The following is a 22378-nucleotide window of genomic DNA, read 5'->3' as shown; positions in this document are numbered from 1 at the left end:
CGCGGGCCACGACCCGCACCGGCTCGGCGTCTCTGGTCAGCGCTGGGGCGGCGCCTGGGCGAAGGCGGCCCAGGCCGCCGTTGGGAACAGCAGGGCCGGGCCGGCCGGGTCCTTGGAGTCGCGGACGGCCACGAGCCGCGGGATCGCGGCCACCTCCACGCAGGCGCCTTCGTCGCCGCTGCGGCTGCTCTTGCGCCACCGCGCCGCGGCCAAGGCCGCTGTGATCATCGGGGTCATCGGTCCTACCGTCCCTTCAGGACTGACAGGAGCATCTCGCGGCTGTCCGCCGGGCTGAGCGCCACGCTTCGGAGATGCTCCATGATCTTGGTGCAGGTACGCGTCTCACCGGCGCGGTCGAGGATCATCTGACCCGCGACGGTCTCCACCGACGCGATGATCGGGTCCTCCGGGTCGGCGAACTCGAGAATGTGCAGGGAACCCCGGGTGCCCCGGTGGTAGCCGGCGGAGAGTGGGATCACCTGGACGCTGATGTTCGGCAGCTCGGCCATCTTGACCAGGTGCCGCAGTTGCCCGTTCATCACCGACTGCTCACCGACCGGGCGTAGCAGCGCGCCCTCGTCGATGATCGCGTCGAAGATGGCAGGGTTCTCGCCGGTGAGTCGCTGTTGCCGGTCGAGGCGGACCTTGACCCGCTGCTCCACCATGTCGTCGCTGAGGGTGTGCGGCCCGCCCCGCATCACGCCCCGGACGTAGTCGGCGGTCTGTAGCAGGCCGGGCACCACCGAAGGCTCGAAGTTGGCGATGGCGGTCGCTTCGGCCTCCAGCGCGATGAAGTCGATGGTGCGCCGATCCAGCACGTAGGAGTACGACACCCACCAGCCCGGCTTGCGGGCGTCCTTGGCGAGCTGCACCGCCGCGGCCACCTCGTCGGCGCCCACCCCGTACGACGTGAGCAGGGCGCGCACGGTCGCCGGGGTGATCAGGGTCTGGGCGTTCTCGTACCGGGAGAGGGTGCTGCGGGTGCTGTTGATCTCATCCGCCGCGGTCTCCAGCGTCAGCCCGGCGGCTTCCCGGTGGTGGCGCAGGGCGATGCCGAGCCGGCGGGCACGGGCGGTCTTCGGAGCCATGCATCGATGGTCGCACACATTTGCGGGAACGTCTGCATGAGAGAACGTCGATGAGAGTTGCATTCACGGCTGTACACGTGTCAATCTGTTATGGCGTCCTCACCGCCGGTTGTCGTGGCGACGGTGGTGGTGAGCGACCGGAGGGGATGGGGCGCGCGGCGATCGGGTTTCTCCCCCGTACCCGATCGTCGCGTGCCGCCCCGCCACCCCGGCCTGCCGGAAGGAGACGACGTGCGAACCCGCCCGGAGCCCCCCGCCGTACCCTCGGGCGGCACGCGATGACCCGCTTCCTCGTGGTGCTCACCGACGTGCGCCCCGTCGAGGGAATCAACCGCAACGAGCGGGTCGCGCCGGAACGGCGCCGGCAGGTCGTCGGCGCCAGCAGCCGGGAGGCCGCCGACCGCATCGCCGGAGCGTTCATGGCGCTGGGCATGGTGCGGGCCGGACGGCAGCGGGTGAAGGTGATAGCGGTCGGTCGCCGGCACTCCCGGGACTGAGTAGACCCAGGTCAGCGGCCCGCGACGCCGCCACCGTCCGATCACGCACCGTATATCCTCCGATGACCGATTGCCGTGTCGTGCCGTGGCTCGCCGGGTATCGCCTCGCCCCGCGGCCACGCACAGTAAGGTCAACCGGGTGAGCGCCACCGGCGAGCACGACCAGCCGCAGTCGCGTACGAAGAGGTGACCGGAGTGACCACCCCAGGCAAGACCCGCGTGGCGATCGTCTTCGGCGGCCGCAGCCCGGAGCACGGCATCTCCTGCGTCAGCGCCGGCAGCGTGTTCGGCGCACTCGACCCGGACGAGTTCGAGGTGGTGCCGGTGGGCATCACCCGGGCCGGCCAATGGGTGCTGACCAACGGGGACCCCTCCCAGCTCGCGATCAACGCCCGTCAGCTGCCGGAGATCACCGCCGACTCCGGCGACGACATCGTGCTGCGTGCCGACCCCACCGGCAACGGGCTGATGGTGCTCGACCCGACCGAGGGTCCCCGGGCGTTGGCCGACGTGGACGTGGTCTTCCCGGTGCTGCACGGCACGTACGGCGAGGACGGCACCATCCAGGGAATGCTGGAGATGGCCGGCATCCCCTACGTCGGGGCGAACGTGTTCGCCTCCGCGGCCGCCATGGACAAGGAGTTCACCAAGAAGCTCTGTGCCGTCGAGGGCATCCCGGTCGGCACGTACGCCGTGCTGCGCAACGGAATGACGCTCAGCGAGCAGGACAAGGAGCGGCTCGGCCTGCCGGTCTTCGTCAAGCCGTCCCGGGCCGGGTCGTCGTTCGGCGTCAGCAAGGTCACCGACTGGGCGCAGCTGGACGCGGCGGTCGCCGGCGCCCGGCAGTTCGACCCGAAGGTCATCATCGAGGCCGCGATCGTCGGCCGCGAGATCGAGTGCGGTGTGCTGGAGGGCGAGGCCGGTGGTGCGCCCGAGGCGTCCGTGCTGGCCGAGGTGCGGGTCGTCGCCGACCACGACTTCTACGACTTCGAGGCGAAGTACCTCGACGACTCCTGCGAGTACGACATTCCGGCCAATCTGCCGGAGAAGGTGACCCGCCAGGTGCAGGAGTACGCGGTCCGCGCGTTCACCGCGCTGGACTGCGCCGGTCTGGCCCGGGCCGACTTCTTCGTCACCCCCGAGCTGGACGTCTACCTCAACGAGATCAACACGATGCCCGGCTTCACCCCGACGTCGATGTTCCCGCGGATGTGGGCGGCCTCCGGCCTGGAGTACCCGAAGCTGGTCAACCGGCTGATCCGTACCGCCCAGCGGCGCGGCGTCGGCCTGCACTGAGCAGTCCGGCCCCGCCCGCGCCGGTCAGCCGGCGCGGGCGGAGTCGGTTCGCGTTCAGTGCTGGCAGCCGGACGGGATGGCGCCGCCGGAGGGAACGCTCGCCACGATCGTGCTGGAGATCGTCGGCAACCACTGCAACGGCTGCTCGTACGAGCGCGGGACGCGCACGGTGATCAGCGTCTCCCGGTCGACAGTGGAGAGCACCGCCGCGTCGGCCTGCTCGGCCAGGTGCCAGCAGACCTGGTTGACCGTCCAGACCTCGTCGGTGCTGGGGAAGGCGGGCTCGGTGCCGCCGCAGGCGACGGTGAGCGCGGGGTCGCCGTACGCGGCGTTCTGCTCCGGACCGGCGGTGACCGGCCGCTGGGCCAGGTCGCGGATGCTCGCCGGAAGCTGGGAGAGCAGCGCCCGGCAGACGGTGGCCGGGCGGGCGGCCAGCGCCGGGGCGGCCATCTCCACCGGGGTGGTGGACTGCACCCGGGCGGTGGTCGCCGAGGGTGTCGGGGCGGCGGCCGGCGTGTCCGGGCTGAGCTTGCTGAAGGCCAGTACGGCCACCAGCAGCGTGATCGGCAGCGCGATCAACGTGGCGAGCAGGGCGGCGCCACGCATGGTCCGATCGCGGCCGGCCGGCGCGGCGGCCGCGGGATCGGTCGACTCACGGTTACCGTCAGCCGGCTCGGGCGTCCCGTCGGCCGCGTCGCGCGGCCCGTCGTCGTCCAGGGCCGAGGAGGAGGTCGTCATCTCGTCCACTTACAGCCGCACCACCGAACACGTGAGGGTGCGGGTGATGCCGGGCACCATCTGCACCTTGCTGACGATGAGTTTGCCGAGCTCGTCGACGGTGTTCGCCTCGGTGAGGACGACCACGTCGTACGGCCCGGTGACGGCGTCGACGCGTACCACGCCGGGGATGTCCGCGATGAGACCCGCCACGTCACGTGCGCGGCCGACCTCGGTCTGGATGAGGATGTACGCCTGTACCACGACTCGACCTCCGTCCGTCGCCGCCCGGGAGCGGCCCGAAGGGTGAAACTACCTTACGGACCAGGTCTGATCCCTATCGGTCGTCAAGGAGCAGCGGTGAGCGAGCACGGCGGAGCCGGGCAGCACGGGCGGAACGCCCGCGGTGGCGTCGGCGTGTCCGGGATCGGGGAGTTCGGGCTGATCGGGAAGATCACCGCTCGGCTGTCGTACGGACCGACGACCCTGCTCGGCCCGGGCGACGACGCGGCGGTGGTGGCCGCGCCGGACGGCCGGGTGGCGGCCTCCACCGACGTGCTGGTCGACGGCCGGCACTTCCGGCGGGACTGGTCCTCGGCCCGGGACGTCGGGCACCGGGCGGCAGCGGCGAACCTGGCGGACATCGCGGCGATGGGTGCCACGCCGACCGCCCTGCTGGTGGCTCTCTGCATGCCGGCGGACCTGGACACCAGTTGGGCCGAGGAGTTGGCCGACGGGCTCGCCGCGGAGGCCGGGACGGTCGGCGCGAGCGTCGTCGGCGGCGACATGTCCGCCAGCCCCACCCTGACCGTCGCGGTCACCGCGCTGGGCGACCTGGCTGGCCGTCCGCCCGTGCTGCGGTCCGGCGCCCGCCCCGGGGACGTGCTCGCCCTGGCCGGGCGCACCGGGTACGCGGCGGCCGGGCTGACAGTGCTGACCCGGGGCTTCCGGACCCCCCGGCTGCTGGTCGAGGCGTACCGGCGGCCGCAGGTGCCCTACCCGGCCGGCCCGCAGGCCGCCCAGCTCGGCGCCACCTCCATGATCGACGTGTCGGACGGGCTCCTCGCCGACCTCGGGCACGTCTCGGCGGCCAGCGGGGTGGCGATCGACGTACGCCGGGACGGGTTCGAGGTGCCCCGGCAGATGGCCGACGCGGCGCAGGCACTCGGCGTCGACCCGTACACCTGGATCCTCGCCGGTGGCGACGACCACGCGCTGGCCGCGACCTTCCCCCCGGCGGTGGCGCTGCCGTCGGGCTGGCGGCGGATCGGCCTGGTCACCGACGGTGCCGGCGTGACTGTCGATGGCGTCGCCTACGACGGCCCGGCCGGCTGGGACCACTTCCGGTGAGGCCGGCGCGTCGCCGTACCCTGGATACCGTGAGTGAGATCGAGATCCGGGCGGTGCGGTTCGACGCACCGGTGGCGCAGCACCTGATCCACGCCGCACTGGCCGACCTCGGTGCCCGCTACGGCGGCACCGGCGACGACACCCCGGTGGACGCGGCCGAGTTCGAGCCGCCCGATGGCGCGTTCCTCGTGGCCTACCTGGCCGGGGAGCCGGTGGGCTGCGGTGGCTGGCGCAGCCACGGCGCCGACACCGCGGAGCTGAAGCGGATGTACACGGCGCCGGCGGCGCGGGGGCGGGGGGTGGCCCGCGCGGTGCTGGCGGCCGTCGAGCGCTCAGCCCGCGAGCAGGGCCGCAAGCGGGTGGTCCTGGAGTGCGGCGACAAGCAGCCCGAGGCGATCGCCATGTACGGCTCCGCCGGGTACGAGCGGATCCCGAACTTCGGCTTCTACAAGGACGCGGAGGGCTGCGTCTCCTTCGGCCGCACCCTCTGACCTGCGGGTCAGCCCTTGCCGGGCGCCCGACCGGTCGGTGTGCCAGGTCACGGTCGGGCCCGGAGAGGCCTCCGCGCCAGGCGTTGGCGGGCCGGCGTGCGGCATCGGCCCACGGACACGACTCAGCCGGCGGACCCTCGGGGTCCGCCGGCTGAGCCGAACGAGAAGGTGGGTGCTACCGCGTCAGGCGCGGGTGACCTTGCCGGCCTTGATGCACGAGGTGCAGACCTGCAACTTCTTGGTGTTACCGCCACCGGCCGGGGTACGCACCGACTGGATGTTCGGGTTCCAGCGGCGGTTGGTCCGCCGGTGCGAGTGGGACACGTTGTGGCCGAAGCCCGGTCCCTTGCCACAGACGTCGCACACGCTAGCCACGGGATACTCCTGGGATTGATACGTTCATGAGGTCGCCGGCAGGTGCTGCCCGGGCAACCTGGTCAGGTTACCCGATGACTCGCCGACCCGGCCAACCGGCCCGGTCCGGCGCTCGCCCGTGCCCCGGCTCACGCCTGGTCGTGGGCCCGTCCGCCCGACGGTGGGCCGGCCCGGCGGCAAGGGTACCGGAGTGGGTCGTCCCCGCCGCGGCCAGCGCCGGCCTGGGGCGCGGGGGACACGCCGGACGAGTCCGACGGGTGTCGGTGCGCGCCAGTAGGCTTCTGCCCGTGCTGGACACCCTCGACGCCGCAGCGGTCCGCCGCTGGTGTGCGAGCGGGTTGGCCGCACTGAAGCGCCACCAGGGCGAGATCGACCAGCTCAACGTCTATCCGGTGCCCGACGGCGACACCGGCACCAACCTGGTGCTGACCCTCACCTCGGCCCAGCAGGCCCTCGCCATGGATCTGGACACTCTCCCCGACAGCGGGCCGACCGCGCACGGGCACGCGCTGCGGCTGATGGCCCAGGGCGCGTTGCTCGGCGCGCGGGGCAACTCCGGGGTGATCCTCTCGCAGATCCTGCGTGGTTTCGCCGACCAGGCCGCCGGGGTGCCGGCGGTGCGCGGCCGTGAGCTGGCCGCCGCGCTGCGGTCCGGCACCACAGCGGCGTACACCGCGGTCTCCCGGCCGGTCGAGGGCACACTGCTCACCGTGGTCGCGGCCGCCGCCACCGCTGCCGAGGGCGCGGCCAGCGACGACCTGCCGACGGTGGCCGCCGTCGCGGCCCGGGCGGCGGCCGAGGCGCTCGCCCGCACGCCGGAGCAGTTGCCGGCGCTGGCCCGCGCGGGCGTGGTCGACGCCGGTGGCCGAGGGCTCTGCGTGCTGCTCGACGCCCTGGTCGAGGTGCTCACCGGGGAGAGCACGGCCCGGCCCGCGCCGACACCGCGCTCCGCCCGCCCGGCGGCCACCGTCGCCCGCGAGACCGGTTCGGATGAATACGCCTACGAGGTGCAGTTCCTGCTCGACGCCCGCGCCGAGGCGGTCGACGGGTTGCGGCGGGCACTCGACGCCCTGGGCGACTCGCTCGTCGTCGTCGGCGACGGGCGTGAGCCGGAAGGCACCTGGAACGTGCACGTGCACGTCAACGATGTGGGCGCGGCGGTCGAGGCCGGTGTCGCCGCCGGCCGCCCGTACCGGATCTCGGTGACCCGTTTCGCCGACCAGTCTGAGTCGCCCTCCGGCCCGGTGGTGGCCGGCCGGGCCGCGGTGGTGGTGGCCACCGGCGGCGGCATCGCCGACCTGTTCGCCGCGGAGGGCGCCACAGTGGTGCCGGGCAACCCGTCCACTGGCGAGTTGCTGGACGCCGTCCGCGGCACCGGGGCGGCCCGGGTGGTGGTGCTGCCCAACGACGCCAACACCGAGGCGGTGGCGAGCGCGGCCGCCCGCGAGGCCCACCGCTACGGCATCAAGGTGAGCGTGGTGCCGACCCGCTCGCCGGTGCAGGCACTGGCCGCCCTCGCGGTCCGCGACGGTGACCGCCGTTTCGAGGACGACGTCATCGCGATGGCCGAGGCGGCCGGTGCCTGCCGTTACGCCGAGGTCTGCCACGCCAGCCGGGAAGCGCTGACAGTGGCCGGTCCGTGCCGTCCCGGTGACGTGCTGGCGCTGGTGGAGGGGGAGGTGCACCTCATCGGCACCGACCTCACCGACACCTGCGCGGCAGTTGTCGACCGGATGCTCGGAGGTGGCGGCGAGATGGTCACCCTGCTGGCCGGGCTGGACGCTCCGGCCGGGCTCACCGATGCCGTCCGCGCGCACGTCGCGCGACGTTGGCCGTTCGTCGAGGTGCACGCGTACCCGGGCGGTCAGCCGTTTTATCCGCTCCTGGTAGGGATCGAATGAGCGAACCAGCCACGGTGGACACTCCGCTGAAGAAGCTGGTCGGGGACAAGACAGCCAAGGCGTTGGCCTCGCACCTCGACCTGCACACCGCGGGTGACCTGGTCTACCACTTCCCGCGTCGCTACGACGAGCGTGGTGAGCACACCGACATCCGCTCACTGGACGTCGGTGAGCAGGTCACCGTAATGGCCCAGGTGCAGCGCACAGCGGTGCGTCCGATGCGTCAGCGGCGGGGCAACCTGCTGGAGGTGACAGTCGGCGACGGCTCCGGCGGGGTCCTGACGTTGACCTTCTTCGGCAACCAGGCGTGGCGCGAGCGGGAGCTGCGACCCGGCCGGTGGGGCCTGTTCGCCGGAAAGGTCACCGAGTTCCGGGGCAAGCGGCAGCTCAACGGCCCGGAGTACGTCCTGCTCGGCGAGGGTGGCGACGGCGAGGCGGCGGTCAGCGACGACATCGAGGAGTTCGCCGGGGCGCTGATCCCCGTCTACCCGGCCGCCGCGGCCGTGCCGACGTGGGTGATCGCGCGCTGCGTGCGCGTCGTACTGGACACCTTCACCCCACCGGACGATCCACTGCCGAGCGCCGTGCGGGCCAGCCGCAAGCTGGTCGGGCTCGGCGCCGCGCTGACCGAGATCCACCGGCCGTCCAGCAAGGAGGCGCTGCACCAGGCGCGCCGGCGACTCAAGTGGGATGAGGCCTTCGCCGTCCAGGTGACACTGGTGCAGCGCAAACACCGGGCGGCCGACTGGCCGGCCCGCCCCCGCCCGGCGCGCCCGGGTGGGCTGCTGGAAGCCTTCGACGCCCGACTCCCGTACGAACTGACGGCCGGTCAGCGGGAGGTGGGTGTGGAGATCGCTGCGGACCTGGCCACCCCGCACCCCATGCACCGCCTGTTGCAGGGCGAGGTCGGCTCGGGCAAGACGGTGGTGGCGCTGCGGGCGATGCTCCAGGTGGTCGACGCGGGCGGACAGGCCGCGCTGCTGGCGCCCACCGAGGTGCTGGCCGCCCAGCACCACCGCGGCATGCTCGACCTGCTCGGGCCGCTCGGGCGGGCCGGTGAGCTGGGCTCCGCCGAGCACGCCACCCGGGTCGAGCTGGTCACCGGCTCGCTGGGCGCGGCAGCCCGCCGCCGGGCGCTCGGAGAGGTGGCCAGCGGCGCCGCCGGCATCGTGCTCGGCACCCACGCCCTGCTCTACGAGGGGGTCGACTTCGCCGACCTGGGCCTGGTGGTGGTCGACGAGCAGCACCGCTTCGGCGTGGAGCAGCGCGACGCCCTGCGGGCCAAGGCGGCCCAGCCGCCGCACGTGCTGGTGATGACGGCCACCCCGATCCCGCGCACGGTGGCGATGACCGTCTACGGCGACCTGGAGGTCTCCACCCTCTCCCAGTTGCCCCGGGGGCGGTCGCCGATCGCCTCGCACGTGGTGCCGGCCGCCGAGAAACCGGCCTACCTGGAGCGGGCCTGGCGGCGGCTGCGCGAGGAGGTGACCGCCGGCCACCAGGCGTACGTGGTGTGCCCGCGAATTGGTGACGGACCTGCGTCGGACGAGGAACCGCCACCGGAGGACGACAACGGCCGGCGGCCACCGCTGGCGGTCACCGAGGTTGCTCCGCTGCTCGCCGAGGGCCCGCTGCACGGCCTGCGGATCGGGGTGCTGCACGGTCGACTACCGGCCGACGAGAAGGACGCGGTGATGCGTTCCTTCGCAGCCGGTGACCTGGACGTGCTGGTGGCGACGACAGTGATCGAGGTTGGCGTCGACGTGCCGAACGCGACAGTGATGATCGTGTTGGACGCCGACCGGTTCGGCGTCTCCCAGCTGCACCAGCTGCGGGGCCGGGTGGGCCGGGGCGCTGCCGCCGGGCTGTGCCTGCTGGTCAGCGAGGCGGCCGAGGGGTCGTCGGCGCGGGAGCGACTGGACGCGGTGGCGTCCACGGGCGACGGTTTCAAGCTCGCCGAACTGGATCTGGAGCAGCGCCGCGAGGGCGACGTGCTGGGTGCCACCCAGTCCGGGCACCGCTCGCACCTGCGGTTGCTGTCCCTGCGACGCGACGCCGATCTGATCCGCGACGCCCGCGCCGAGGCGATCACCCTGATCGAGGACGACCCCGAGTTGACCCGTAGCCCGGCGCTGGCCGCCTCGGTGGCCGCCCTGGTGGACGAGGACCGCGCGGAGTACCTGGAAAAGGGCTGACCAGCAGGGCCATCACATGGCTGAGGGCGCGCCGACCGGGTGGTCGACGCGCCCTCAGGTGTCAGAGCGTGTTGTCTCAGGCGGTGAAGCGAACCCGACGACGACGCGCCACCATGAACAGCGCCACGCCGGCGGCCAGCAGGACCGCCGCGCCGGCGATGATGCCGCCGGTGGCAGCACCGGTCAGCGGCAGGGCCGGCTCGTCCTTGTCGCCGCCACCCTGACCCGGGGTGCAGTCGGCGGGCTTCTCCCAGGCGATCGGGCTGCTGTCGTCGAGACCCTCGGCGGTCGGGGTCACGGTCAGACCCTCCTCAGCCGGGAAGGTGACGGTGCCGCTCTTGCCCGGCTCGACGGTCAGCGTCTGGGCCTTGCCCTTGTTCGGGGTGAAGGTGATGGTGATCGTCTTGCCATCCGCCGGGTTGGCGATGTCGAAGATCAGCTCGGTGCAGGTCGACTTGTAGCTGCCGGCCGGCTCGCCGGGCTCGACGCAGTTCTCAGCGGTGGCGGGCGTGCCCTCGAAGAGCGGCTTGTCCAGCCCGTCGGCGACCACCTTGATGGAGGTGGCGTTCTTGGCGGGCACCTTCACCGACTTGCTCTCGCCGGGTGCGACGGTGGCGTCCTTGGTGAAGTCGCCGGCACCGGTGATGGTGAACTTCGCCGGCGCGGTGGCGTCCTCGGCGTTGCCGAGCTTGACGACGACGACGCCGTCACAGTCCGCGGCCACGTTGGCGGTCGGCTTGGGGGTGGCCGGAACCGGGGGCTGCTCCTTGGCGCAGGTGCCACTGAACTCGATCGACGCGGAGCGCAGCTCCTTGTCCTCGAACTCGTTGTTCCACATGGCCCGCACCGACAGGGTGGCCTTGGTGGTCTTCGCGTCCAGGCGCTGGGTGGCGGTCACCGCGTCGCTGACGGCGTACGGGTAGACCTTGTCCTCGGTCGCCGCGATGCCGTCGATGGTGGCGTCGCTGGCGGTGTCGCCGACGTACGTCTTCGCCGAGACCTCGCTGAACTTGTAGCTGGTGACGTCGCCCGGGGCGAAGGTCTTGACGGTCCAGGTGGCCACCCACTCGCCGGTGGCGGTGTCACAGTCGGCCTTGACCTGGATCTCGCTGTGGTGGGCGCTGGCGGGTGCGGCGAACGTCACGACGCCGGCGAGGCCGATCAGCGCGCCTGCGGCGATGGCCGCGACGCGCCGGAACGGAGACTTGGGAGGGTTCACGCCTGCTCCTGGTGAGGGGGGTACGGATCGCGTGGCGGGAGGCCGGGAGGCATCGTGACCGGGGGGTCACCTGCTCACCGGGGCGTCGCGCGACGCGGCGGTGTTCCCGCGGCGAAAGCGGGGACAGGGGGAGACTGTACTGATGGGTGGTTAATGAGGGGAGTTCAGATCATTGCCATCCGGCAATGTAGTCGATTCGTGATCTTTGATATACCGAAGGTGTCTGTCCGGTCACTGGGGACGGTGCGTCCGCTGCGGGCTCCACGGTGGATACCGCACCGTCGGGGCTGCTCAGGTGCTCCGCGTCTTCGCCGGCCGGCCGGCTCCTCGGATCCGCGCCGTGCTGACCGGGTCCGTGCCGCATCGCGTAGCGTCGCGGGCATGAGCAGGAGGAAACGGTGACCCGGATCGTGGCCGGGACGCTCGGTGGCCGGCGGATCGCCGCGCCGCCCGGCGCCGGCACCCGACCCACCTCGGACCGGGTCCGGGAGGCGCTGTTCAGTGCCGTCCAGGCCGAGGTCGATCTCGACGGCGCCCGCTTCGCCGACCTGTACGCCGGCTCCGGCGCGGTCGGGCTGGAGGCGCTGTCCCGGGGGGCCCGGCACGTGTTGCTTGTCGAGTCCGACCCGCGGGCGGCTCGGGTGATCCGGGAGAACGTGGCGACCCTCCGCGCCGGTCCGGCGGCCCGTCTGGTCACCGGCAAGGTGGCGACGGTGCTGGCCTCCGGGCCGGACGGCGAGCCGTACGACGTGGTCTTCGCCGACCCGCCGTACGCGGTGCCGGACGAGGAGATCACCGCGATGTTGGCCGCGCTGGCCGACGGGGGCTGGTTGGCGCCCGACGCGCTGGTGGTGGTGGAGCGTTCCCGCCGGACCAGGGAGTTCGACTGGGTGGAGGGGATCACCGCCGAGCGCAGTCGCCGTTACGGCGAGACCACCCTTTGGTACGGTCGCCGATCATGAGACGTGCGGTGTGTCCCGGTTCGTTCGACCCGGTCACCAACGGACACCTCGACATCATCGGAAGGGCCAGTCGGCTCTTCGATGAGGTGATCGTCGGTGTGTTGGTGAATCAGTCGAAGAGTGGCCTGTTCACCGTCGAGGAGCGCATCGAGATGCTCCGCGAGGTGACCTCGTCGTACGGCAACGTGCGGGTCGAGTCGTTCCGAGGGCTGCTGGTGGACTTCTGCCGGGCCCAGCAGGCCAGTGTGCTGATCAAGGGGCTGCGGGCGGTCAGTGACTTCGACTACGAGTTGCAGATGGCCCAGATGAACATCGGGCTGGCTGGTGTCGAGACGCTCTTCATGCCGACCAACCCGCTCTACTCGTTCCTCTCGTCGAGCCTGGTCAAGGATGTGGCCAAGTGGGGTGGCGACATCTCCGCCCACGTCCCCGACCCGGTCCGCGAAGCCCTCCAGGCCCGCCTGGGCCCTCGCCCCTGACCCGCCCTGCCTCCCTCCCACCCCGCGATCTTGCACTTGTGGTTCCCGGATCGCCCCTTTCGGCGCGGTTTGGCGCAACCGAAAGTGCAAGATCGACGGAATGGGAGGCCGGGATGGTGGCGCGGGAGAGCCAGGGGTGACTATGTCGCGACTCGCCGGGTTGGGGTGAGTGGGGCGGTGGTGGGGCGGGCACGACATGATTGGTGGCGCGGGGAACGGCCGTAGCCCGCATCATGGAGGTCGGCCGACGAACGACAGGAGTGAGGTAGCCGGTGGACCCGCTCGATCGCATCGACGAACTGATCGCCATCCTGGAGCAGGCCCGCTCCGTCCCGATGTCGCGCAACAACTGCATGGTCGACCGGGGTGAGATGATCGCTGCCCTCGATGAGATGCGTGCCGATCTCCCCGCCGACCTGCGTCGCGCCGCCGCACTCCTGGAGGAGCGCGACAAGATCATGGATGCCGGCAAGCGTGAGGCGGACCGGATCATCAGCGAGGGTGAGGCAGAACACGCCCGCCTGGTCTCGGTGAACGAGATCACCGTGTCGGCCGAGCACGAGGGCGCCCGGATCATCGGCGAGGCCCGTGCCGAGGCGCAGCGCCTGCGTGAGGAGGTCGACGACTACGTCGACACCGCGCTGGCCAACTTCGAGCAGTTCCTCACCCGGGCGCTGGCCTCGATAGAGCGCGGCCGGGACAAGATGCACGCGCTGCGGGAGATCGGCACCTTCGCTGGGGATGAGGCGGAACGCCCGCTACCCTTCTGAGCGGCACCTCACCAGCCGACTTCTCAGGCGGGCGTCGCCCCCGGTTCGACGGTCCGGTGGTCGTCCAGGTAACCTTTTTTGTCGGCCTCTCACCGGCCGGAGTCTAACTATGCCCAAGCACTCGCCATCGACACTCAACCCCAGGTCGCCGTTGGTCCTCGACACGAGGGACCTCCCGCGTCGCCCTGGCGCGTTGCGTGAGGTCCGGCGGGTCGTGCCGGCACCGGCGGACCTCGGTGTGGAGTTGATCGGCGTGCCGGAGGGCGCGGACCTCGACCTCGATCTGAGGTTGCAGTCGGTGTCCGAGGGCGTGCTCGTCTCCGGGACCATCACCGGTCCCGTCCGGGGCGAGTGCGGCCGTTGCCTGCGCGAGATCAACGACTCGATGGGCGTGACGATCCAGGAGCTGTACGCGTACGAGGACAGCACCACGGACGCCACGACCGACGAGGACGAGGTGGGCCGGATGCAGGGCGATCTGATCGACCTGGAGCCGGCGCTGCGGGACGCGTTGGTGCTCACGCTGCCGACCAACCCGCTCTGCCGGGAGGACTGCCCAGGACTGTGCCCCGAATGCGGGGCGCACTGGGACGATCTGCCGGCCGACCACAGTCACCAGCAGATCGACCCGCGTTGGGCGGGCCTGTCGCAACTGACCGTTACAGAGGAGTAAGAACCGTGGCCGTCCCGAAGCGCAAGATGTCGCGCAGCAACACCCGGTCCCGCCGGGCGAACTGGAAGGCGACAGTGGTCGCGACCGTTGCGTGCCCGCAGTGCAAGTCCCCGAAGCTGCCGCACGCCGCCTGCTCCGTCTGCGGCACCTACAACGGCCGCCAGGTTCTCGAGGTCTGACCTGGACGCCGAGTGACGCCCCCGACCCCAGGTCGGGCGGCGCGCGCATCCTGGCATTCGCCCGGTGCTCCGGCTCCCTCCGACGCCGGCCGGCCCAATCCGGCCGGCGTTCCGGTGGAGCCGGGCGCCGCGCGGATCGCCGTTGACCTCCTCGGCGGGGACGACGCTCCCGCCGTCGTGGTTGACGGCGCTCTGCGGGCCATGCGCGCCGACCCTGACCTGCATCTGCTTCTCGTCGGTCCGACCGAGGTCGCCGACGAGTTGATTGCTGCCCTCGATCCGGCGCAACGCGCCCGGATCACGGTGCGGCCCGTCCGCGATGTCGTCGGCATGGCCGACCATCCCAGCGCCGCCCGCTCCGAGAGCACCGTCCGGGCCGCGGTCACCGCCGTCCGTGACGGGACCGCCGACGCCCTGGTCTCCGCCGGCGCCACCGGTGCCACGGTCACCGCCGCCGTGCTCGGCCTCGGCCGCTCGCCGGAGATCCGCCAACCCGCGCTGGCCGCCACCCTGCCCGCCGTGGCGGGGCCGGTCGTGCTGCTCGACGTCGGCGGCTCCCTGGAACCCCGCCCGGCCACCCTCGCCCGCCACGCCGTGCTCGGCGCCGCCTACGCGGCGGTGGCCCACTCGATCGCCGCGCCCCGGGTCGGGCTGCTGTCGGTCGGCACCGAGGCCGGCAAGGGTGACCGGGTCCGCCGCGCCACCGACCCGCTGCTCGCCGTCGAACCGCTGCCCGGTGGGGCGCGCTACGTCGGTCTGGTCGAGGGGTACGACGTGGCCCTCGGCGCGCGCGCCGATGTGGTCGTCACCGACGGCTTCACCGGTAACGTGCTGCTCAAGGCCATTGAGGGCGCGTACGCGATGGCCGGCGGCCCACCCGCCCAGGGCGGCGCGCCTCGCGCGGCGGCCCTGTTGGGCGTCGCGGGGACGGTGGTCGTGTGCCACGGGTCCGCCCGCGCCGACGACGTCGCCTCCGGCATAGCTCTCGCCGCCCACCTGTGGCGGCGGCGCGCCACCGATCTGGTCTCCGCGTTGCTCGACCGCGACGCCGCGACGGATCGCACCGATTGCTCCACCGACACCGAGGTACGCACATGAGCAACGACAAGCGGCGGCGGGCGTCCGTCGGTCACCTGGAAGCCGCCTTCGGAGTGAGCCTGGAACCCGAGCTGCTCCAGCGCGCGTTGACCCACCGGTCGTACGCGTACGAGAACGGCGGGCTGCCGACCAACGAGCGGCTGGAGTTCCTCGGCGACTCGGTGCTCGGCGTGGTTATCACCACGGCGCTCTTCCACAACCACCCGGATCTGCCCGAGGGGCAGTTGGCCAAGCTGCGGGCCAGCGTGGTCAACATGCGCGCGCTCGCCGACGTGGCCCGCGGTCTGGGCCCGGACGGGCTGGGCGCGTACCTGCTGCTCGGTAAGGGTGAGGAGACGACCGGGGGTCGGGACAAGGCGAGCATCCTGGCCGACACGCTGGAGGCGCTGCTCGGCGCGATCTACCTCCAGTACGGCCTGGACACCACGGGGATCGTCATCCACCGGCTCTTCGACCCGCTGATGGCCGAGTCGGCTGGTCGCGGGGCCGCCCTGGACTGGAAGACCAGCCTCCAGGAGCTGACGGCGGCGCTTGGGCTCGGCGTGCCGGAGTACCGGATCGAGGGCACCGGCCCGGATCACCTCAAGACGTTCACCGCCTGGGTGGTGGTGGCCGGCAACCGGTACGGCGGCGCCGAGGGGCGCAGCAAGAAGGAGGCCGAGCAGCGGGCCGCCGAGGCCGCCTGGCGGACGCTCGCCGAGCAGAACGGCCAGAACGGCGACGAGGGCCAGGATGGTCGGGCCGGCGACGACCGCCAGGACCAGTCAGACGTCCGGGACGACTCGGCCGACCGGGACGAACCGTTCGGGCCGCTGGAGCGCGCCGAGCGGGCGGCCCAGGCCGAGCAGGCCGACCACCTGGCGCAGGCACTGCCGGCCGGGGGTGCCGACGGCCACGAGACGGGTCGGCGGCGTGCCTGAGCTGCCCGAGGTGGAGACCGTCCGGCAGGGGGTGGCCCAGTGGGTCGTCGGCCGGCGGATCGCCTCGGTCGAGGTTCGTCACCCGCGTGCGGTCCGCCGACATGGTCCGGGCGACGTGCACTTCGCCGACGTGCTCGCCGGCCGGACGGTGCTGGACGCCCGCCGTCGCGGCAAGTACCTGTGGCTGCCACTGGACAGCGGTGACGCGATCGTCGGGCATCTCGGTATGTCGGGTCAGCTGCTGCTCCAGCCACCCGGCACGACCGACGAGACCCATCTGCGGGTCCGGTTCCGGTTCGCCGACGACGGCCCGGAGTTGCGCTTCGTCGACCAGCGCACGTTCGGTGGGCTCTCGGTGAGCGAGGGCGGTGCCGAGCTGCCCGACGAGATCGCGCACATCGCCCGCGACCCGATGGACCCGGAGTTCTCCGACGAGGCGTTCGTCGCGGCGCTGCGCCGCCGGCACACCGAGGTGAAGCGGGCGCTGCTCGACCAGACCCTGATCTCCGGGGTGGGCAACATCTACGCCGACGAGGCGCTCTGGCGCGCCAAGCTGCACGGCGGCCGACCCACCGACGCGCTGACCGGCCCGGCCGCGCAGCGCCTGCTCGGACACGTCCGCGACGTGCTGGCCGAGGCGATCAGCGAGGGCGGCACCAGCTTCGACGCCCTCTACGTCAACGTCAACGGCGAGAGTGGCTACTTCGACCGGGCGCTGAACGCCTACGGCCGCGAGGGCGAGCCGTGCCGGCGGTGCGGCGCGCCCATCCGCCGCGAGGCGTTCATGAACCGCTCCTCGTACAGCTGCCCGCACTGTCAGCCACGGCCCCGGGGTTCCCTTCGGGGATGACCCGGAGCCGGCTCGGGGCGATACCGGCGGGTCGCGGCGGGTCGCTCCGGGCAGGACCCCGGTGTACGTCCGGATCGCGGGCTGACGTCCGACGAACGCACCCCCGCGCCCGGTCCGGTGGTTCCAGGGTGGGCCCGGGTCGATCCCCGATGTGACCGCCTCGTCACGCACCTAGCGTCAGCACCGTTGACAGGGGGTTGACGTGACAGGGGGACCCGAGATGGGCAGAAGACCGGTGACGGTGCGGCTGGCGCGGTGGAGCGCCGAGCACCCGTGGCGGGCGATCGCACTGTGGGCCGTGTTCGTGGCGGTGTGCTTCGTCGGCGGCAACGCCGCCGGACTCAACGAGGCCACGAGCGGTGACCAGGCGATCGGCGAGGCGGGGCGGGCCAGCCTGATCGTGGACGCCGGTGACTTCGACGACCCGGCCGAGGACAACGTCCTCATCACCTCCCGGGGTGGCACGTTGGACCAGGCGGCGGCGAAGGCGGCGGCCGACGACGCGGCGGCACGGCTGCGTACGGTCACCGGGGTGGCCGGGGTGGGCCAGCCGGTCACCGCGCGCGACGGATCGGCACTGCTGTTGCCGATCACCATGTCGGGTGACCCGGAGACGGCCTCGGAGCGGGTGCAACCGTTGCGGGACGCCACCGCCACCGTGCAGGCCGCGCACCCCGAGCTGCGCGTCGAGCAGGTCGGCGGGCCGTCGATCGGTCAGGCCCTCGACGACACCCTGGGCAAGGACTTCAAGCGCGCCGAGCTGCTCAGCCTGCCGGTCACCCTGGCAATCCTGATCATCGCGTTCGGCGCGCTGATCGCGGCGAGCGTGCCTGTGCTGCTGGCGCTCTCCTCGGTGGCCGCCGCGATGGGTCTGTCCACTCTCGCCTCGCACCTGGTGCCGGCCACCGACACCACCGCACCGGTGATCCTGCTGATCGGCATGGCGGTCGGCGTCGACTACTCGCTGTTCTACATCCGCCGGGAGCGGGAGGAACGCGCCAAGGGCCGGTCCGGTCTGGACGCTGTGGAGATCGCCGCGGAGACCTCCGGACACGCCGTTGTGGTCTCCGGCTTCGCGGTGATCATCTCGATGGCCGGGCTGCTGCTCGCCGGTGACGTGGTCTTCTCGTCCCTCGCCATCGGCTCGATCCTCGTGGTGGCCGTCGCGGTGACCGGTTCGCTGACCGTCCTGCCCGCCCTGCTGGCCCGGCTCGGCCGTTGGGTGGACCGGCCCCGGGTGCCGCTGCTCTGGCGACTGACCGCCCCGCGTACCGGCCGGCACGGTGAGCCCCGCGCGCCCCGGCTGTGGCCGGCGGTGCTCCGGCCCGCGCTGCGCGCGCCGGTGGCGACGCTCGTCATCTCGGTCGGGCTGCTGCTCGCGCTGGCCGCACCGGCGCTCGGCATGAAGCTGAAGTTCCCCGGCATGGAGGACCTGCCCCGCACGACTCCGGCGATGCAGGCGTACGACAGGCTCACCGCCGCCTTCCCGAGCGCCGGCACCAATCACGTGGTGGCCGTCCGGGCGCCCGCCGATCAGGCCGACCGGGTACGCGCCGCTCTCACCGACCTGTCCACCCGGGCGGCCGGCGATCCGCTGTTCGCCCCGGCCGAGGCGGACGGCCCGAAGATCGAGGTGTCGGCCGACCGGCGGGTCTCGGTGCTGGACGTCCCCACCCCGTACGCCAGTCGGGACGACCGGTCGGTGCAGTCGTTGGAGAAGCTGCGCGGCGGCCTGGTCCCGGCCGAGCTGCGCGGCATCCCCGGCATCGAATACGCGGTGGGCGGCGGCGTGGCCGACAGCGAGGACTACGCGCAGCACGTCCGGGACAAGTTGCCGCTGGTCATGGGCTTCGTGCTGGTGCTGACGTTCCTGGTCATGGCGTTCACCTTCCGGTCGGTGGTGATCGCGGCCAGCTCGATCGCGCTGAACCTGCTCTCCGCCGGCGCCGCGTACGGCCTGCTGGTGCTGATCTTCCAGGGTGAGTGGGCGGAGGGACTGCTCGGCTTCACGTCGATGGGCGCCATCGTGTCCTGGCTGCCGCTGTTCCTCTTCGTGGTGCTCTTCGGCCTCTCGATGGACTACCACGTCTTCGTGGTCAGTCGGATCCGCGAGGGAGTCCGGTCCGGCCTGCCCAACCGCGAGGCCGTGTCGTACGGGATCACCTCGTCGGCCGGGGTGGTGACCAGCGCGGCCATCGTGATGGTCGGGGTCTTCTCGATCTTCGCCACGCTGAGCACCATCGACATGAAGCAGCTCGGCATCGGTCTGGCGGCGGCGATCCTGCTGGATGCCACGATCATCCGCGGCGTGGTGCTGCCGGCGTTGATGACCATGCTCGGCGACGCCAACTGGTGGGCCCCGCGCTTCCTGCGACCTCGCCCGGCGCCCGCGCCCACCGACCCACCCGCCCCCGCCCCGGAGCTGGTGCCGGTCCCCTGACCGCCCGAACCCGCTGGGCCAGGCCACGAATCGAGGCCCGGCCCAGCGGGCTCAGGGGAGTGGGCAGGCTTCTCGGGACGCGTCCAGCGTGCGGTCCTTGCGGATCGACGCGAAGCCGTAGCCGACGGTGGTGACACAGAAGTCGTCGGTCGAGCCGGTGTACTCGACGTGGAAGACCGGCTTGTCGGCGTCACTGAACGGCAGCAGCTTGGCGCACTGGGCCAGCCGGACGCACTCCTCGTTGACAGCGAAGTCGAAGTCCGGGGCCAGTGCGGCGAGCTGCGGCACGTCGTTGACCAGCCCGGGGGAGAGGCTCAACGAGCGGGCCAGTTCGGCCAGCCGGCGGTTGAACAGCAGCTGGTCGTCGAAGTCGAGCGGAAAGCCGGTGCGCGCCGCGTACCCGTCGGCGTCGAAGAGCGCCACCGCGCCGAATCCCTTGCCCCGGCAGAGCCGGAACCGGTCGGTCAGTACCGGTCGGAGCGCGTCCCAACTGCGGACGTCCAGCCACCGGCTGTCGGGTCGACGTCCGGCCGCGCCCCGGACGACCTCCGGGAACCGGCTGGCGTCCGGGTCGTCGGAGCGGACCGACCCCACGTTGACCTGGCAGATCAACCGGCGGTCCCGGGAGCGCAGCTCAGCGGTCTGCGCGGCGGTGGTGGCCACCGGGTCGAGCAGGAAGACGTCGGCGTCCACCATCGGGTCGAGCGGGCCGCTGAGCTGCCACTGCCACTGCCAGTGCCGGGCCTGGGCCGCCGGCCACGCGGTGGGCGCGCCGGGCGGGGTCAGCGTGGGCCGGCACCCGTACGCCGGCACCACCAGCACGAGGACGACGCCAGCGGACAGGACGCGTCGCAGTGGGCGTACGGCGACGTGTCGCCGCGGCCGGATCCGCATCGGCAGCTCCCGGGTCCCGGACGGCCGGTCGCCGTCCGCACCGGTACGCGGCCCGCACGCTCCGGCCCGACGTACCTCACCGGGTCAAACGAGCGCGGGGGCGGGAACGACGCGCGGTCAGCGCGGCGCCGCGAAGACCTGCGTCCAGTACGGCCCGTTGCTGTTGGCGATGCCGACGCCGATCTCGGTGAACGCGCAGTTCAGGATGTTGGCCCGGTGGCCGGAGCTGTTCATCCAGGCGTCCATCACCGCGGCCGGGGTCTGCTGGTTCCAGGCCACGTTCTCGCCGTACGTACGCCAGGTGTAGCCGACCCGGTCCAGCCGGGTTCCGGCGTTGCTGCCGTCACTGCCGGTGTGCGACATGTTCTTGTGGTCGGCCTGGTCCTGGCTGTGCCGCTGGGCGGCGGTCATCAGCTTGGTGTCGATGCTCAGCGCCTTGCAGCCGGCCTTGGCCCGCTCGGCGTTGACCAGGTCCACCACCTCGCGGGCCTGGGCGCTCACGGTGCCGCTGGAACCGTTGGAACCGGTGGAGGTGCCGGTGTTGCTCGGCGCGCTGCTGCGCTCGACGCTGCGCCGTGACGCGGCGGTGCTCCGCGACGACGCTGGCGTGGGCTTGACGACCTTGCTCGGCGTCGGGCTCGGAGACGTCGGGCTGGGGGTGGCGGACGGGGAGGGCGCGGCGAGGGTGTCCAGCGCCGGTTCCTCGGTCGGCGCGGCCGACTGGGCGAAGGTGTCGTCGACGGCCGTCGGCCGCGCACCTCCGTCGTCACCGCCGGGCAGGGTGAGCGCGCCGACGCCGAAGCTCACCACGAGGGTGGCGGCTGCGGCGGCGCCTCCGATCATCAGCGGTCGGCGCCAGCGGCGTGGGGAGCGGTGCCGTCCCTCGCCGGGCCGTCCGGTCTCGGCGGCGCCGCGCCAGCCGTCGGCGGTGGTCTCCGGGTCGGTGTCGGTGTGCCAGCCGCCGGGCGCCTCGGTGCGCCAGCCGTCGGTGGTGTCCCGGGCCGGGCGGTTGTCGCCCCAACCAGCGGCGGTGTCCTGGGCCGGGCGGTTGTCGCCCCAACCGCCGGTCTCGCCTTCCGGCTGGTGGGCCGGCCAGGCGGCGGCCTGGGCGTCGGCCGCCTCAGCGCGGGTTTCCGGGCCGGTCTGCCGGCCGCCGGTGGGCTGCTGCGGGTGCCACTCGTCGCCCGGCTGACCGGGCTCGTCGCCGAAGAGGTAGGCCGAGCGGGGCTCCGGGCGGTCGTGCAGCCAGGCCGGCTCGTCGGTCGGTCCCTCGGCGCGCCGGGGGGCGCCGTTCGGGTCCATCGGATCGGTCCAGCCGTACACGCCTATGCCTCCAGGGGTCGGTTGCGGGCCGGGGTGACGCTACGGCGCGCCTACGACCTGCGGCAACGTGGCTAAGAAAGAGTTAAGGGGAAGTCGGACGCCAGGGTGCGGACTTCCGCGGATCCGGGCGTACAGTAAAGGCGTCCGGACAGAGAGTGTCCGTGCCTTGCGGCAGCCCCCCCGACAAGTGGACAGGTCGACGTAGAGATGATCTACGGCCTGCGAGAACTTGACGAAGGAGGGGTTTGCGGCTCAATATATAGGTGTCGCCAGTCGCGCCCGGTCATGCCCAGATACAGCCTGGAATGACAGCCGCGTACAAATGGGCGCGCGTTGGCCGGCCTTTCCGGCAGCGCATATCAAGGAGTCAGCATGGCGAAGGCCCTCTACGGCCACGTAGGTGCAGCGCCCGACCGGCGTCTGCTCGACGAGGTCACCCGACTGCGTGCCAGGGTTCAGGCACTGGAGTTCGAGATCACGCGTCTGCGTGCCGACAATGATCGGCTCGCGGCGGCTGCGGCGGAGGCAGACGATCTGCTCCGTCTGGCCGAGCCGGCGCTGACCTGATCTTCAGATCGTAAAAACTGAATCGCACCATCGCAAAAATGCGCGCCGACACCTCTGTGCCGGCGCGTAACACTGTCCGGCGCCTTTTCGGTGC

General features: G+C 72.2%; 24 protein-coding genes. 16 read left to right on the top strand and 8 right to left on the bottom strand.

Annotated elements, in window-relative coordinates; translation table 11 throughout:
- Positions 1–36 precede the first annotated feature (36 nt).
- Both OH804_RS21390 and OH804_RS21385 read right to left on the bottom strand, forming a co-directional pair.
- Positions 37–237, bottom strand: coding sequence for a DUF397 domain-containing protein (locus OH804_RS21390; protein ID WP_112582016.1), 201 nt, complete (start codon positions 235–237; stop codon positions 37–39).
- Between the two features lie 5 nt (positions 238–242).
- A complete protein-coding gene (locus OH804_RS21385) occupies positions 243–1088 on the bottom strand; it encodes a helix-turn-helix transcriptional regulator (RefSeq protein WP_196921493.1) in 846 nt (281 codons plus the stop codon).
- Between the two features lie 278 nt (positions 1089–1366).
- Between OH804_RS21385 and OH804_RS21380 the strand changes: the two genes are divergently transcribed.
- Both OH804_RS21380 and OH804_RS21375 read left to right on the top strand, forming a co-directional pair.
- Positions 1367–1585, top strand: a complete 219-nt coding sequence (locus OH804_RS21380; RefSeq protein WP_196921494.1) for a hypothetical protein — start codon at positions 1367–1369, stop codon at positions 1583–1585.
- 195 nt (positions 1586–1780) lie between these two features.
- Positions 1781–2881 carry a D-alanine--D-alanine ligase family protein gene (locus OH804_RS21375; protein WP_406059081.1) on the top strand — a complete coding sequence of 367 codons (1101 nt, stop codon included), beginning with the start codon at positions 1781–1783 and terminating at the stop codon, positions 2879–2881.
- Between the two features lie 54 nt (positions 2882–2935).
- Here the strand turns inward: OH804_RS21375 and OH804_RS21370 are convergent, their stop codons facing one another.
- Together OH804_RS21370 and OH804_RS21365 are read right to left on the bottom strand one after the other, a co-directional pair.
- The gene (locus tag OH804_RS21370) at positions 2936–3619 is read right to left on the bottom strand and encodes a DUF3515 family protein (RefSeq protein WP_196921496.1); all 684 of its coding nucleotides are present in this window, start codon (positions 3617–3619) and stop codon (positions 2936–2938) included.
- A 9-nt stretch (positions 3620–3628) separates the two neighbouring features.
- Positions 3629–3862, bottom strand: a complete 234-nt coding sequence (locus OH804_RS21365) for an Lrp/AsnC ligand binding domain-containing protein (RefSeq protein ID WP_030487446.1) — start codon at positions 3860–3862, stop codon at positions 3629–3631.
- A 96-nt stretch (positions 3863–3958) separates the two neighbouring features.
- On the opposite strand from OH804_RS21365, the gene OH804_RS21360 reads away from it, so the two are divergent.
- Together OH804_RS21360 and OH804_RS21355 are read left to right on the top strand one after the other, a co-directional pair.
- Positions 3959–4948 (top strand): thiamine-phosphate kinase, encoded by a 990-nt coding sequence (locus tag OH804_RS21360; RefSeq protein ID WP_406059078.1) that lies wholly within the window; start codon positions 3959–3961, stop codon positions 4946–4948.
- Positions 4949–4977: 29 nt separating this feature from the next.
- Positions 4978–5439, top strand: coding sequence for a GNAT family N-acetyltransferase (locus tag OH804_RS21355; protein ID WP_124861616.1), 462 nt, complete (start codon positions 4978–4980; stop codon positions 5437–5439).
- A gap of 183 nt (positions 5440–5622) precedes the next feature.
- Here OH804_RS21355 and rpmB read toward each other — a convergent pair whose 3' ends face one another.
- A complete protein-coding gene (rpmB, locus tag OH804_RS21350; RefSeq protein WP_007456456.1) occupies positions 5623–5814 on the bottom strand; it encodes a 50S ribosomal protein L28 in 192 nt (63 codons plus the stop codon).
- A gap of 287 nt (positions 5815–6101) precedes the next feature.
- Between rpmB and OH804_RS21345 the strand changes: the two genes are divergently transcribed.
- Complete coding sequence (locus OH804_RS21345) at positions 6102–7715, top strand: DAK2 domain-containing protein (RefSeq protein ID WP_196921499.1); 1614 nt, start codon at positions 6102–6104, stop codon at positions 7713–7715.
- A complete protein-coding gene (gene recG / locus OH804_RS21340; RefSeq protein ID WP_406059075.1) occupies positions 7712–9910 on the top strand; it encodes an ATP-dependent DNA helicase RecG in 2199 nt (732 codons plus the stop codon). Before OH804_RS21345 ends, recG begins: the two co-directional genes overlap by 4 nt.
- 76 nt (positions 9911–9986) lie before the next feature.
- Here the strand turns inward: recG and OH804_RS21335 are convergent, their stop codons facing one another.
- Complete coding sequence (locus tag OH804_RS21335; protein WP_196921501.1) at positions 9987–11129, bottom strand: LPXTG cell wall anchor domain-containing protein; 1143 nt, start codon at positions 11127–11129, stop codon at positions 9987–9989.
- A gap of 398 nt (positions 11130–11527) precedes the next feature.
- On the opposite strand from OH804_RS21335, the gene rsmD reads away from it, so the two are divergent.
- The 9 genes from rsmD (at position 11528) to OH804_RS21290 (ending at position 19500) form a co-directional block, all read left to right on the top strand.
- The gene (gene rsmD / locus OH804_RS21330; protein ID WP_196921502.1) at positions 11528–12091 is read left to right on the top strand and encodes a 16S rRNA (guanine(966)-N(2))-methyltransferase RsmD; all 564 of its coding nucleotides are present in this window, start codon (positions 11528–11530) and stop codon (positions 12089–12091) included.
- A complete protein-coding gene (gene coaD / locus OH804_RS21325) occupies positions 12088–12570 on the top strand; it encodes a pantetheine-phosphate adenylyltransferase (RefSeq protein WP_091393067.1) in 483 nt (160 codons plus the stop codon). Before rsmD ends, coaD begins: the two co-directional genes overlap by 4 nt.
- A 272-nt stretch (positions 12571–12842) precedes the next feature.
- Positions 12843–13340 (top strand): hypothetical protein, encoded by a 498-nt coding sequence (locus OH804_RS21320; protein WP_196921503.1) that lies wholly within the window; start codon positions 12843–12845, stop codon positions 13338–13340.
- 109 nt (positions 13341–13449) lie between these two features.
- Complete coding sequence (locus OH804_RS21315; RefSeq protein ID WP_091393061.1) at positions 13450–14013, top strand: DUF177 domain-containing protein; 564 nt, start codon at positions 13450–13452, stop codon at positions 14011–14013.
- 5 nt (positions 14014–14018) lie between these two features.
- A complete protein-coding gene (rpmF, locus tag OH804_RS21310; protein WP_030335284.1) occupies positions 14019–14192 on the top strand; it encodes a 50S ribosomal protein L32 in 174 nt (57 codons plus the stop codon).
- Positions 14193–14306: 114 nt separating this feature from the next.
- The gene (locus tag OH804_RS21305) at positions 14307–15290 is read left to right on the top strand and encodes a phosphate acyltransferase (RefSeq protein ID WP_196921504.1); all 984 of its coding nucleotides are present in this window, start codon (positions 14307–14309) and stop codon (positions 15288–15290) included.
- Positions 15287–16210 carry a ribonuclease III gene (rnc, locus tag OH804_RS21300; protein ID WP_231392543.1) on the top strand — a complete coding sequence of 308 codons (924 nt, stop codon included), beginning with the start codon at positions 15287–15289 and terminating at the stop codon, positions 16208–16210. The genes OH804_RS21305 and rnc overlap by 4 nt, the downstream gene beginning before the upstream one ends.
- The gene (gene mutM, locus OH804_RS21295; RefSeq protein ID WP_196921505.1) at positions 16203–17060 is read left to right on the top strand and encodes a bifunctional DNA-formamidopyrimidine glycosylase/DNA-(apurinic or apyrimidinic site) lyase; all 858 of its coding nucleotides are present in this window, start codon (positions 16203–16205) and stop codon (positions 17058–17060) included. The genes rnc and mutM overlap by 8 nt, the downstream gene beginning before the upstream one ends.
- Positions 17061–17280: 220 nt before the next feature.
- Entirely contained in the window at positions 17281–19500 is a 2220-nt protein-coding gene (locus OH804_RS21290) for an MMPL family transporter (RefSeq protein WP_196921506.1), read from the top strand.
- 51 nt (positions 19501–19551) lie between these two features.
- On the opposite strand, the gene OH804_RS21285 is transcribed toward OH804_RS21290, so the two are convergent.
- Both OH804_RS21285 and OH804_RS21280 read right to left on the bottom strand, forming a co-directional pair.
- A complete protein-coding gene (locus OH804_RS21285; protein ID WP_406059070.1) occupies positions 19552–20394 on the bottom strand; it encodes an endo alpha-1,4 polygalactosaminidase in 843 nt (280 codons plus the stop codon).
- A gap of 117 nt (positions 20395–20511) precedes the next feature.
- Complete coding sequence (locus OH804_RS21280) at positions 20512–21717, bottom strand: CAP domain-containing protein (RefSeq protein WP_406059068.1); 1206 nt, start codon at positions 21715–21717, stop codon at positions 20512–20514.
- A 372-nt stretch (positions 21718–22089) separates the two neighbouring features.
- On the opposite strand from OH804_RS21280, the gene OH804_RS21275 reads away from it, so the two are divergent.
- Complete coding sequence (locus OH804_RS21275; protein ID WP_007456482.1) at positions 22090–22284, top strand: hypothetical protein; 195 nt, start codon at positions 22090–22092, stop codon at positions 22282–22284.
- Positions 22285–22378 lie beyond the last annotated feature (94 nt).

This window comes from Micromonospora sp. NBC_00860 (assembly GCF_045207375.1).
Taxonomy (GTDB): Bacteria; Actinomycetota; Actinomycetes; order Mycobacteriales; family Micromonosporaceae; genus Micromonospora; species Micromonospora vinacea.
This window is presented reverse-complemented; position numbering and strand designations above follow the sequence as displayed.